The sequence below is a fragment of the Mesorhizobium sp. P3_B5 genome (genome assembly GCF_056402815.1).
In genome coordinates this window covers 300,020-312,408 of sequence record NZ_JBFUGR010000006.1, presented here as the reverse complement: position 1 = coordinate 312,408, position 12,389 = coordinate 300,020, and the positions used below count along the sequence as shown (strand labels likewise).

General features: G+C 62.4%; 12 protein-coding genes. 9 read left to right on the top strand and 3 right to left on the bottom strand.

From position 1 onward, the window contains the following. Positions 1 to 33: 33 nt before the first annotated feature. On the top strand, positions 34 to 174 hold the full coding sequence (locus tag AC1DVW_RS18120) for an EncA/B family entericidin (protein ID WP_477324820.1): 141 nt from the start codon (positions 34 to 36) through the stop codon (positions 172 to 174). A gap of 89 nt (positions 175 to 263) precedes the next feature. Here AC1DVW_RS18120 and AC1DVW_RS18115 read toward each other — a convergent pair whose 3' ends face one another. After that, positions 264 to 962: a corrinoid protein gene (locus AC1DVW_RS18115; protein WP_477247776.1), complete on the bottom strand. Its 699-nt coding sequence runs from the start codon at positions 960 to 962 to the stop codon at positions 264 to 266. Between the two features lie 265 nt (positions 963 to 1,227). Between AC1DVW_RS18115 and AC1DVW_RS18110 the strand changes: the two genes are divergently transcribed. The 7 genes from AC1DVW_RS18110 (at position 1,228) to AC1DVW_RS18080 (ending at position 9,155) form a co-directional block, all read left to right on the top strand. Then, positions 1,228 to 2,802 (top strand): trimethylamine methyltransferase family protein, encoded by a 1,575-nt coding sequence (locus tag AC1DVW_RS18110; protein ID WP_477324818.1) that lies wholly within the window; start codon positions 1,228 to 1,230, stop codon positions 2,800 to 2,802. Positions 2,803 to 2,898: 96 nt separating this feature from the next. Beyond that, the gene (locus AC1DVW_RS18105) at positions 2,899 to 3,576 is read left to right on the top strand and encodes a hypothetical protein (protein ID WP_477324816.1); all 678 of its coding nucleotides are present in this window, start codon (positions 2,899 to 2,901) and stop codon (positions 3,574 to 3,576) included. Between the two features lie 106 nt (positions 3,577 to 3,682). Beyond that, positions 3,683 to 4,420 carry a dienelactone hydrolase family protein gene (locus AC1DVW_RS18100; protein WP_477324814.1) on the top strand — a complete coding sequence of 246 codons (738 nt, stop codon included), beginning with the start codon at positions 3,683 to 3,685 and terminating at the stop codon, positions 4,418 to 4,420. A gap of 95 nt (positions 4,421 to 4,515) precedes the next feature. Further along, positions 4,516 to 5,694 (top strand): BaiN/RdsA family NAD(P)/FAD-dependent oxidoreductase, encoded by a 1,179-nt coding sequence (locus AC1DVW_RS18095; protein WP_477324812.1) that lies wholly within the window; start codon positions 4,516 to 4,518, stop codon positions 5,692 to 5,694. Between the two features lie 211 nt (positions 5,695 to 5,905). Next, complete coding sequence (locus AC1DVW_RS18090; RefSeq protein ID WP_477324810.1) at positions 5,906 to 6,466, top strand: RNA polymerase sigma factor; 561 nt, start codon at positions 5,906 to 5,908, stop codon at positions 6,464 to 6,466. Positions 6,467 to 6,468: 2 nt separating this feature from the next. Further along, positions 6,469 to 8,613 carry a vWA domain-containing protein gene (locus AC1DVW_RS18085; RefSeq protein WP_477324808.1) on the top strand — a complete coding sequence of 715 codons (2,145 nt, stop codon included), beginning with the start codon at positions 6,469 to 6,471 and terminating at the stop codon, positions 8,611 to 8,613. 254 nt (positions 8,614 to 8,867) lie between these two features. After that, entirely contained in the window at positions 8,868 to 9,155 is a 288-nt protein-coding gene (locus AC1DVW_RS18080) for a hypothetical protein (RefSeq protein WP_477324806.1), read from the top strand. Positions 9,156 to 9,163: 8 nt separating this feature from the next. Here AC1DVW_RS18080 and bmt read toward each other — a convergent pair whose 3' ends face one another. After that, positions 9,164 to 10,180 (bottom strand): betaine--homocysteine S-methyltransferase, encoded by a 1,017-nt coding sequence (gene bmt, locus AC1DVW_RS18075; RefSeq protein ID WP_477247792.1) that lies wholly within the window; start codon positions 10,178 to 10,180, stop codon positions 9,164 to 9,166. Positions 10,181 to 10,269: 89 nt separating this feature from the next. Continuing rightward, positions 10,270 to 11,112, bottom strand: a complete 843-nt coding sequence (locus AC1DVW_RS18070) for a helix-turn-helix domain-containing protein (protein WP_477247795.1) — start codon at positions 11,110 to 11,112, stop codon at positions 10,270 to 10,272. A gap of 229 nt (positions 11,113 to 11,341) precedes the next feature. Here AC1DVW_RS18070 and AC1DVW_RS18065 point away from each other — a divergent pair, with 229 nt between their 5' ends. After that, on the top strand, positions 11,342 to 12,352 hold the full coding sequence (locus AC1DVW_RS18065; protein ID WP_477276855.1) for a fatty acid desaturase: 1,011 nt from the start codon (positions 11,342 to 11,344) through the stop codon (positions 12,350 to 12,352). Positions 12,353 to 12,389: the final 37 nt, after the last annotated feature.

Genomic DNA, 12,389 nt, shown 5'->3' with positions numbered 1-12,389 from the left:
GGGCTAATTTATCTGTTGAGGGAGACACCGTCCATGAAACTGCTACGCATCGCGCCGTTTGCCATCCTTGCCTGCGCCCTTGCCCTTACGGCATGCGCGAACACTGTCCGTGGCGTCGGCAAGGATGTCAAATCGACAGCCAAAGCCGTTGAGGACACTGTCACCAAACCCTGACCCGCTGCGATCTGTTTCCAACATCTGGGAACAAAAAAGCCGCGCTGCAAGGCGCGGCTTTTTTGTTGGCCAAACGCCTTGCGTAGAGATCAGGCTGAAGCACGGACGTTGTGCTTGCGCTTCATGTAGTCCTTGGCGGTTTCGACTGCCACGGCCGCGTCGCGGCAATAGGCATCGGCGCCGACGGCCTTGCCGAATTCCTCGTTTAGCGGCGCGCCGCCAACCAGCACGACATAGTCGTCGCGAATGCCCTTTTCCTTCATCGTGTCGATGACGACCTTCATGTAGGGCATGGTCGTGGTCAGCAGCGCCGACATGCCGATGATGTCGGGCTGGTGCTTTTCGATGGCGTCGAGGTATTTCTCGACCGCATTGTTGATGCCGAGGTCGATGACGTCGAAGCCGGCGCCTTCCATCATCATGCCGACGAGGTTCTTGCCGATGTCGTGGATATCGCCCTTGACGGTGCCGATCACCATCTTGCCCTGCTTCGGCGCGCCGGTGGCGGCGAGCAGCGGGCGCAGGATGAACATGCCGGCCTTCATCGCGTTGGCGGAGAGCAGCACTTCAGGTACGAACAGGATGCCGTCGCGAAAATCCTCGCCGACGATGCGCATGCCTTCGACCAGTGCCTCGGTCAGCACCTTGTAAGGCACCCAGCCGCGCTCGAGCAGGATGTTGGTGCCTTCCTCGATCTCTTCCTTCAACCCGTCATAGAGGTCGTCGTGCATCTGCTGCACCAACTCGTCGTCGGAAAGCTCGGAAAGGATGATCTCGTCGTCGGCCATTTTTAATTCAGCTCCCTGCCACGCGGATGCAATTGCGAGGCCTCAAATATCATTTCAATACCTAACCCGCTACGGGCATCGAGCCATAGCTGATTTGCGACTTCCCGCAAAAGGAAAGCGACTGGAAATCTATTGGTTTTCTTGTCGATTTTGCGACAGGCGTTGGCGCTGGCGGGCCGTTTCGAATAGGGTGCATGGCTACGATCCGGCCAGATGCCGCGAGACGCGGCCACAACGGTTTTCAAAGTTTCAGGGAAGAACGATCATGAGTGAGAACGCGCCAGTCGATCAGGAAGCGTCAAACGCACGGCGCGGACGCGCCGCCAGCGGCGGCGCTGCTGCAAGGCGCGCGGCGCGTTCGGGCGGCGGTCCCGGCACCCAGCTCACCTACATCAAGCGCAAGATCAACGTCTATGAGGTGCTGAACGAGGAAGGCCTGGCGCTGATCGAGAAGAACACCGACACGGTGCTCGAAGAGATCGGCATCATCTTTCGCGACGACGCCGAGGCACTGCAGCTTTGGAAAGAGGCCGGCGCCGACGTCAAGGGCGAGCGTGTGCACTTTCCAAAGGGCCTTTGCCGCTCGCTGCTGAAGACGGCGCCGCCCATCTACACCCAGCACGCCCGCAACGCCGAGCGCTCGGTGCAGATCGGCGGCAACGCCACGGTCTTCGCGCCGGTCTACGGCCCGCCCTTCGTGCGCGACCTCGATGGCGTCAGGCGCTACGCGACGATCGAGGATTTCCGCAATTTCGTGAAGCTCGCCTATATGGCGCCGTCGATCCACCATTCGGGCGGCACGGTGTGCGAGCCGGTCGACGTGCCGGTCAACAAGCGCCACCTCGACATGGTCTACAGCCACATCAAATATTCGGACAAGCCGTTCATGGGCTCGGTGACCGCACCGGAGCGCGCCGAAGACACCGTCGCCATGGCCAAGATCGTGTTCGGCGACGACTTTGTCGAAAACAACACGGTGCTGACCAGCCTGATCAACGCCAACTCGCCGATGGTGTTCGACGAAACCATGCTGGGGGCGCTAAAAGTCTATTCGCGCCACAACCAGGCCTGCATCGTCACCCCGTTCATCCTCGCCGGCGCGATGAGCCCGGTGACGGTCGCCGGCACGCTGACGCAGGTTCTGGCCGAAGTGCTGGCCGGTGCGTCGTTCACGCAATTGATCCGGCCGGGCGCGCCGGTGCTGTTCGGCACGTTTGCCTCGTCGATCTCGATGCAGTCGGGCGCGCCGACCTTCGGCACGCCGGAACCGTCGCTGGTCTCCTATGGCGCGGCACAGCTTGCGCGCCGGCTTGGCCTGCCGTTCCGCACCGGCGGCTCGCTCTGCGCCTCGAAGATCCCGGATGCGCAGGCCGCCTATGAAAGCGCCAACACGCTGAACTCGACGATCCTGGCCGGCACCAATTTCGTGCTGCACTCGGCCGGCTGGCTCGAAGGCGGGCTCGCCTCCTGCTACGAAAAGTTCATGATGGACATCGACCAGCTCGGCATGACCCAGAAGTTCTCCGAAGGCGTCGACCTCTCGGAAAACGGCCAGGCGATGGATGCCATCCGCCAGGTCGGTCCCGGCAGCCATTATCTCGGCTGCGATCACACCCAGGCCAATTTCCAGACCGCCTTCTACCGTTCCAACATCGCCGACAACAATTCCTACGAGCAGTGGCTGGCCGAGGGCGAGAAGACCGCGCCGCAGCGCGCCAACGAGCTCGCCCGCCGCTGGCTGGAGACCTATGAGGCGCCTTATCTCGATCCGGGCATCGACGACGGGCTGAAGGACTATATCGCGACGAAGAAGGCGTCGATGGCTGACGCCTTCACTTGAAAGGAGCCCGAGTCAGGCGGGGCTAAAGTCGCCAACATCATCCACAAGGAAGTCTGGCGGAGCGCTTTCTCCGACCCGGACAAGAAGGGATGATCGTTGCGCGCCGTTGAGGAAATAGCGACGGCGCTTTCCGCCCACGGCCTAATTCTTCGCGGTGGCTTCAATTTCGCTGTCGGCGAAACGACGCCAACCGGCCTCTCTGGCGCTCCCATCAAATCCGTGCTGCTGGTGGGGCAGGCGGGTGCGGCACCTTGGCCGCACTTTTTGAGGTGGCGGGTGACCCAGCCACAGGCCATCGCCAATCCGCTCGACACGTGGTCGCGCGAAGTGATCGGCGCGGTGGCGCAGGATTTTGGCGCACGCGCGGTCTCGCCGTCCGACAGGCCGTATCTGCCGGTCCAGCAATGGGCGATGCGGGCGGAGGGATTGAAACCATCGCCGCTCGGCATTCTCATGCATCCGCAATACGGGCTCTGGCACGCCTATCGCGGCGCGCTGCTGTTCGAGGATGAGATCGCGCTTCCAGAACCTCGCGAGGTGATTCACCTTTGCGACGCATGTCTCGAAAAACCTTGCCTGAAATCATGTCCGGTCGACGCCTATTCCCCGGGTGGTTTCGCCTATCAATCCTGTCTGGCGCATGTGCGTGGGCAAAACGGCGAACCATGCCGCAGCGGCGGCTGCCTCGACCGCAACGCCTGTCCGTATGGCACCGACTATCGCTATCCCGCTGAGGTTCAGGCCTTTCATATGGCTAGCTTTGCCGGCCTCTAGAGCGGTGTTGAACGCCCGCACAAAATGTTGAACGCAATTGTCAGGGAACGGCTTGCCCTGACAATGCCTGCAGATATGTATCGCACGACAGGCAAGGGAGCGGGTCATGGCGAAGCAGGAAATTGAGATCAAGACCAGCGACGGCGTAGCCAAAGCCGGGCTTTTCCGCTCGGAGGCCGCTTCTTCATCCAAGGCCGGCATCATTCTCTATATGGACGCTTTCGGTCCGCGGCCGGCGCTCGATGCAATGGCGGAGCGGCTTGCAGGCTCGGGTTATGCGGTGCTGGTGCCGGATCTTTTCTATCGCAAAGCACCCTACGGGCCGTTCGAACCCAAGACCGCTTTCGTCGTGGATGAGACCAAGGTCGCGCTGACGGCGTTGGTCCATGGCACGACGCAGGACATGACCATTCGCGACAGCGGCGCTTTCCTCGATGTGCTCACTGGGGAGGGTGTCACCGGGCCGGTCGGCGTCGTCGGTTACTGCATGGGCGGGGCGCGGGCCTTGAATGCGGCTGCAACCTATCCCGACAGGATAAGGGCCGCCGCCACCTTCCACGGTGGCAATCTGGCGAGCGATGCCGCCGACAGTCCGCACCGCAAGGCTGCCTCGATCAAGGCGCGCGTCTATGTCGGCGTTGCCGGTGTCGACCGCAGCTTTCCGCCGGAGCAGTCGGCGCGACTGGCCGAGGCGCTGCGCGTGGCGGAAGTCGACCACGCCGTCGAGAACTATGCCGGCATGGCGCATGGCTGGTGCGTGTCGGACCACAGCGTCTTCAATGCCATCGGCGCCGAGCGCCACTGGAAGCGATTGACGACGCTGTTTGCCGAGACGCTGGCCTGACTGTTGGTCTTGCCGGTTGCTTGCCTGACGCGCTAGAGGCAGAACCATTGGAGCGGCCGCCAGAATAGCGCCGGCCGAGCGGGAACGTTGGCCTGATGCAATCCTATGATGTCGTGGTGATCGGCGCGGGCGCGGCCGGAATGATGTGCGCCATCGAGGCCGGCAAGCGCGGCCGTTCGGTTCTGGTGCTCGATCACGCTGCAAAGCCCGGCGAAAAAATCCGCATCTCCGGCGGTGGCCGGTGCAATTTCACCAACATCCATACGAGCCCGAAGAATTTTCTCTCGGGCAATCCGCATTTCTGTATCTCGGCGCTCAGCCGCTACACGCAGCGCGACTTCATTGGGCTCGTCGAACGGCACGGCATCGCCTATCATGAGAAGACGCTGGGACAGCTTTTCTGCGATGGCTCGGCACGCCTGATCATCGACATGCTGGTCCATGAAATGCAGGACCGGGGCGTGGAATTGGTGCTGTCGACCGAGGTTCGGGATGTCGACAAGACTGCGGAAGGGTTTGTCCTGGCGCTCTCCACCGGCACGGTCGCGTGCCGGTCGCTGGTCGTAGCTTGCGGCGGCAAGTCGATCCCCAAAATGGGCGCGACTGGCTTTGGTTACGAACTGGCGGCGCGGTTCGGCGTGGCCGTGGCCGAAACCCGCCCGGCTTTGGTGCCGCTTACCTTCGATTCAAGGACGCTGGAGCGGCTTGCGCCTTTGGCCGGCAACGCCGTCGACGCCGAGATCGCTTGCGGCAAGACGCGGTTTTCCGAGGCGATGCTGTTCACCCATCGGGGCTTAAGCGGGCCTTCCATCCTGCAGATATCGTCCTATTGGCGCGAGGGCGATGAGATCCGCATCGCCATGCTGCCGGGGGTGGATGTGGCCGAGCTGCTTCGCGCCGCCAGGCGCGTCAACGGCAGGCAAGCGGTGCAGACGGTGTTGGCGAACCATCTGCCGAAGCGTCTTGCTCAGGCGGTCGCCGAGCGCACGGGGACCGACGGCAATCTCGCCGATTTGACGGACCTGCAGATGAAGACCGTCGATGCCGCCGTCAACGACTGGCGCATCAAACCGGCCGGTTCAGAGGGCTACCGCACCGCTGAGGTGACGCTTGGCGGCGTCGACACCAACGCGCTGGACCAGAAGACGATGCAGGCGAAATCCGTGCCGGGCCTGTTTTTTATCGGCGAAGTCGTCGATGTCACGGGTTGGCTCGGCGGCTACAATTTCCAATGGGCGTGGTCGTCGGGCTGGGTCGCGGGGCAGGTGTGTTGATATTCAGGTGAGGCCGGCCTGCGAGCCATGGTCTCCTGCGCTTCTGATGCTCACGTACTGAAGTACACTCCGCTCCGGTTCTCGGAACCCAGCATCCTCGGCTCGGCCGGACCCGAATCTCAACACGCCTGAGGTTCGGAAGAGCCAATCCGAAAAAAATCTTTCCATCATCCCAAGGATTAGCCATTAGCCTTCGTCCAACAGGCAAATGATGGCGATGATGCTGGATGAAAGCGAAGCCTCCGACGCCGATCTGATCGGGCGGGCGAAGGGCGGAGACAGGGGTGCCTTCGGCAAATTGCTCGAAAGGCACTACAACTTTGTCTATCGCGCCGCTTATCGCTGGTGCGGAAAGAAGGCCGACGCCGAGGATATCGCCCAGGAAGTCTGCGTCCGGCTCGGTCGGGCGATCCGCGACTATCATGGCAGCGGCGCCTTCACGACATGGCTCTACACCATGACGTTGAACGCGGCGCGCGACATGATGCGCAAGACCACGCGCGAAAACGTCAAGACCGAAGCCTACGGCGCCTACAGCATGATATCGGGCGAGGCCCCGGCCGAGCCCGAAGATCCCACTGAGGCTCTGTGGGCGGCGGTGCGAAAGCTGCCGGACAAGCAGCGCGACGCGGTGCTGCTGGTCTATGGCGAAGGCTTGAGCCACGCGGCCGCATCCGAGGCGATGGCAATCTCGGAGACGACGGTTTCCTGGCACATCCATGAAGCGAAGAAACGGCTGAAAGTGCTCATGCGCACAGCCGGGGAAGTGTGACCATGGTCGACGACAACGAACTCAACAGGCTGCGCGACGCAGCAATACCGGCGCCGGACAGCGACGCGAAGGCCCGCGCCTTCGCCGCCGCCTTGCGCGCCTACGACATGGACGAAAAAACTTCTCCCGCCGCCCAAGGATCGGCCGCCGGGCTTCGTCTCACAGAGCGAGCACAAAAGCTCTGGAGCGAGATCATGCAAAAGAAACTTTACGCCACGCCGGCCATTGCCGGGCTCGTCGCCCTGCCGATCGCCGGATACGCCACCTTCCATATGCTGCAGGAGCAGCCTTCCAAATTCGCCGGGGACGAGAAGATCACCGAGACGCTGGCCGACAAGCCGGCAACCAATGGGCCGGCGACCAAGGCGCCGGTGACCGTCAGGCAGGAGCCTGTTGCCGAAGGCGACAAGCAGAAGAAGGCTGACGCCGACACCGAAAGCCGTGACGTCAGCGTGGCGCTTGAGAAACCAGCCTCGCCGCCGAAATCCGAGTCGACCGTCGCTAGCGGCCTGGCGCAGCAGGACGCACTGTCGCGTGGTGTCGTGTCCGAGCCGGCGCCGGCGCCCAGTGGCGAGTTCGCGCTGGACGGTGGTGCGAGCCAGCCAATGGCCGACAATTCGGCGCGGGTTGACCGTATGCAGGGCACGACGGCCGAGTCCAAGCTGATGGCGCCGCAGCCGGCTACTGCACCGGCCGACCAGTTCCTGCCGCAGGAGCCAAACCGCGACCGCGTCGAGGATTTCAAGACCAATCCGGTGCATGCCGCACTCGAAGATCCGGTCTCGACCTTCTCGATCGACGTCGACACGGCTTCCTATTCCTTCGTGCGCAGCTCGCTGAAGCAGGGTTACCTCCCGCAGGCCGATACGGTGCGCGTCGAGGAGATGGTCAATTACTTCCCCTATGACTGGAAGGGACCGGATTCCGCTTCGACGCCGTTCAACTCGACCGTCAGCGTCATGCCGACGCCGTGGAACACGCACACCAAGCTGATGCATGTCGCCATCAAGGGTTTTGACGTCAAGCCCGTCGAGCAACCCAAGGCCAATCTGGTGTTCCTGATCGACGTGTCGGGTTCGATGGACGAGCCGGACAAGCTGCCGCTGCTCAAGTCGGCGTTCCGGCTGCTGGTCAGCAAGCTCAAGGCGGACGACACCATCTCGATCGTCACCTATGCAGGTGAGGCCGGCACCGTGCTGATGCCGACCAAGGTCACCGAGAAAGACAAGATCCTCAACGCCATCGACAATCTGACGCCTGGCGGTTCAACAGCTGGCGAGGCGGGCATCAAGGAAGCCTACAAGCTTGCCCAGCAGTCCTTCGTCAAGGACGGCGTCAACCGTGTGATGCTGGCCACAGACGGCGACTTCAATGTCGGCCAGACTGATGACGACGACCTGAAGCGGTTGATCGAGAGCGAGCGCAAGACGGGTGTGTTCCTGTCGGTGTTCGGTTTCGGCCGCGGCAATCTGAACGACCAGATGATGCAGACCATCGCCCAGAACGGCAACGGCACCGCTGCTTACATCGATACGCTCGCCGAGGCCGAGAAGGTGCTGGTCGAGGATGCGTCGTCGACGCTGTTCACCATCGCCAAGGACGTGAAGATCCAGGTCGAGTTCAACCCGGACAAGGTCTCCGAATACCGCCTGATCGGCTATGAGACCCGGGCGCTCAACCGCGAGGATTTCAACAATGACCGCGTCGATGCCGGCGATATCGGCTCCGGCCATTCGGTCACCGCGGTCTACGAGATCACGCCCAAGGGCAGTGGCGGCGAGCAGATCGACCCGCTGCGCTATGGCCAGGCGACGGTGAACAATGGCGGTGTCGCCAATGCGGACGAATATGCCTTCGTCAAGATCCGCTACAAGCTGCCGAACGAGGACGTCTCGAAGCTGATCACCACGCCGGTGACGTCGGCCAACGAGGTCGAATCCTTCGACCAGGCCAGCACCGACCAGCGTTTCTCTGTCGCTGTCGCCGCCTTCGGCCAAAAGCTGCGCGACGAGGATGCGACCGCGAAGTTCGGTTACGACAAGATCATGGAGATTGCCACTGCCGCCCGAGGAGCCGACCCGTTTGGGTACAGGTCAGAGTTCCTTTCGCTCGTGCGCCTTGCCTCGGCGCTTGGCGGCAACCGGTAGTGGCGATGACGGCCGGTTTCTTTCAGATAGGATCGTTCTGACACGGGAAACCGGCCGATGGGCGGGTGAGGCAGGCCGGCGAGGGTTCTTCCCTTGCCGGCCTTTTTTTGCTGCGCATCCGCACGATCCCGGCGAGGATCGCCTCGTTCTCGGCTGATCCGCTGAATCGTTAAATTGCGCGAGATTTCCGCCACCCGATCGCAATTTCCTCTTGCTATCTAACAAGTCACGTTTTGGGCTTGAGGGGGTCGGAATTGCTGATCAGGAACATCGCGAACCCGACGCCGACGGCAAGGGACATTCAGGCGGGTGCGACGACGTCGCAGGCGCCGTCCGTCGAATCCAGGCGCATAATGGACGAGGTCAACGCCGCCCGCCAAACCGCGATGTCGGCGCTGAACAACGACCGCTTCCGTGTCATGCTCGAGCAGATCACCGATCCCGGCACATCGGGTGCGTTGGTGACGATGGGCGGCGGTGCCAACAGCGCCGCCACCGATATCAACACGGCGCTGTCGCGCTACGCCGAAAACAGCGAATAACCGAAATATCAGGCGCGGCTGCGGCGCCGTTCGCGGCGGGCTTCGCTGGTCTCGGCAGTGTTTTCCGTCGCCACCTTGTTGCGCATCGGGCCGATGCGCTCGACGATCGCCGCAACAGTCGGCCGATCCGCCTTGGTGTGTGCGTCGAGCGCCTTGCGCATGGCGGCAAGGTGCTGGAACGACGTGCCGCAGCAGCCGCCGACGATTTTGGCGCCAGCATCGACGGCAAGCCTGACATAGTCGGCCATCAGCTCCGGTGTGCCGGAATAGTGGATCTCGGTGCCGCGAAATTCCGGAATGCCGCAATTGCCCTTGACGATGACCGTCGCCTCCGGCTTCGCCTCGGTCATGTCGAGCAGCGAGGCCAGGATATCGGACGCGCCGACACCGCAATTGGCGCCGACACCGAGCGGGCGTTGCGAAAGCCCATCGACGACGCCGTGGATATCCTTTGGCAGCAGCCCCATCATGGTGCGGCCGGCGGTGTCGAACGAACCGGTGTAGGTGTAGGGCAGGCCAACGCGGATGGCGGCTTCGGCGGCAGCGCGGATTTCGTCCGGCGCCGACATGGTCTCGATCCAGGCAACTTCGGCGCCGCCTTCCTTCAAGCCCTCGATCTGTTCGGCAAAGGCATCGACCGCCTCGTCATAGGTCATGGCGCCGAGCGGCACCAGCAATTCGCCGGTCGGCCCGACCGAGCCGGCCACGATCACCTTGCGGCCGGCCTTGTCGGCGACGGCGCGGGCGATCTCGGCGGCGCGCTTGTTCAGCGCATGCACGCGGTCCTGCGCATGATGCAGCTTCAGCCGGTGGCGGGTGCCGCCGAAGGAATTGGTCAGGATGATATCGGCGCCGGCGTCGACGAAATTCTGGTGCAGGCTGGTGATGGTGTCGGGTGCGGTCTCGTTCAGCAGCTCGGGCGCTTCGCCGGCCTCGAGGCCCATGGCGAACAGATTGGTGCCGGTGGCGCCATCGGCCAGCAGAATGCCCTTTTCGGCAAGCAGCGCGTCAATCGGGTTGGTCATGATGGAATACGCCTTCCGGACATCTCTATTGAGATAAGGATATAAAGAACTCTTTATGTCTAGTCAATGTCGGCCGGCGCAAACGGTGGTCAAAATCGCATTTCGGCGAGCTTGTGCGCGAAGCCGGCGGCTTCATGCGCATTGATGTCGGCGGCGCGGATCAGATTGTCGAAATGGCGGGTCAGCGTCTGGATCGGCTGGGTGGCATTGAGCACCAGATACATGTCGCCGACATAGATCGCCGCGCGATACGGACCGAAGATCGTGTAGGGGATCGAATAGCGCATGCGCCCATCATAGAGGAACAGGCGGAAGGTGGGGTAGAGGTCGTCGAGCAGCGTTGCCATGTGCAGAAGCTGCTGGTGACGGTCTGCCTCCGGGAAACGGTCCCACACACCCAGCCCGCGCGCAAAGATCTCCAACGTGTGGCGCGGCATGCAGACTTCCATGTCGGTTTCCGGCCGCCGGTTGTAGTCGATGCGGTATTGCGTTTCGCCGGCCTGCGCCTCGCGGCTCTTGTTGGTGATGCCGGCTTCGTATTCGACCAGCGCCTCGGTGCGCAAAAGGTCGGGAATGCCGGCCGGCACGTAGCGGATTTTCGTGCCGGCGGCCTCCGAATGCCATCTGGCCAGCAAGGTGCGGTCGAAGCCACCGGTGGCTTCCTCGATCTCCAGGCTCTCCCGGATTTCGCCGGTGACGCCTTCGTCCTGGCTCAGCCCAAGCAGCCAGTCGAGCGACACTTTGAACTCGGCGGCGATGTTGAGCAGCGTTTCGGCGCGCGGCAGGCGCGTCGAGGCGCCGGACAGAAGTTGCGACAGTGCAGAACGGTCGATGCCGACGGCGGCCGCGAAGGCCGACTGGTTCAGGTCCGACCTTGTCAGGAGCATCTTCAGGCGCTCGCGAAAGATCGTCGACAGGTCGCGCTTGTCCATGTGCTTCGCTCCAGCGGCTGGAGGAAAAATTTGCGCCGAAGCTGCCGAGACCGCGCCTCAGGCGTAAATGAATCCCTAAGGTTGTTCACAATAGATAACATATGCGGCTTAAAATGCGCAATCGCAACAGTTTGTGCGCTTTGTCGCGTTGCAGCAACCCAAGGCTCCTGACACAATGCTGTCAGGAATCAAAAATGGTTCCGGCGACTGAAAGGCAGTGGTCGATCGCATGACAAGCATGGGTAAGAGACGAAGCGGCGCACCGGCCATCGAATGGCCGACCGTGGTTCTCGCTTTCTTCTGTTACGGACTATGGCTCGTCACCGGCTTTTTGATCTGGCCCTCCTATCCGCTTTTGGCGCTTGCCATCCTGGCCGTCACCGCCGCGCTGCAATCCTCCATCATGCACGAAGTGCTGCACGGTCATCCGACGCGAAACGCGCAGCTCAACGAAGCTTTTGTCTTCCTGCCGATCGGCCTGGTCTGGCCGTTCCGCCGCTTCAAGACCATCCATCTGCGCCACCACGCCGACGAAAGGCTGACCGATCCACTGGATGATCCCGAGAGCTACTACCGGGCGCTATGGCAGCATGACGATTTGCCGCCGCTGATGAAATTCCTGCTGAAGATCAACAACACCATGGCCGGCCGCTTCGTGCTCGGCCCGTGGCTGTCCTGCGTCGGCTTCTTCATCGACGACGCCAAGCAGATGGCTGCGGGCGACAAGGCGATCCGCAAGGCCTGGCTGCTGCACGCCATCGGCCTCGCCATAGTGCTGCCGGTCGTCCAGTTCGGCTTCGGCATTCCGCTGTGGCTCTACATTCTGGTGCCGGTGTGGCTCGGCCAGTCGCTGATCTCGATCCGCACCTTTGCCGAGCATCAATGGTCGGAGCATCCGGAGGGACGCACGGTGATCGTCGAGCGTTCGCCGCTGTCCTTCCTGTTCCTCAACAACAATCTGCACTTCGTCCACCACAAGAGCCCGACGGTGGCCTGGTACCGGCTGCCAAAGCTGTTTCGCGACCGCCGCGACGAATGGCTGCGGATGAACAATGGCTATGCCTATCCGAACTATTTCGCGCTGATTAGGGCTTACGCTTTCAAGGCGAAGGAGCCGATCGTCCATCCGGTGCTGCGCCGCGCGCCAGAGCCGGGCAGGGCGTTCAAGCCGCGCGTCAGGGCGCGCAGTATCAGCGGGCTTGGCAGCGCGCCGGTTCCCGCCGAGCCGCCCAAGGAATAATTCCGGGGCATCCGGATTCCGTGTCGGCCAATTCTGA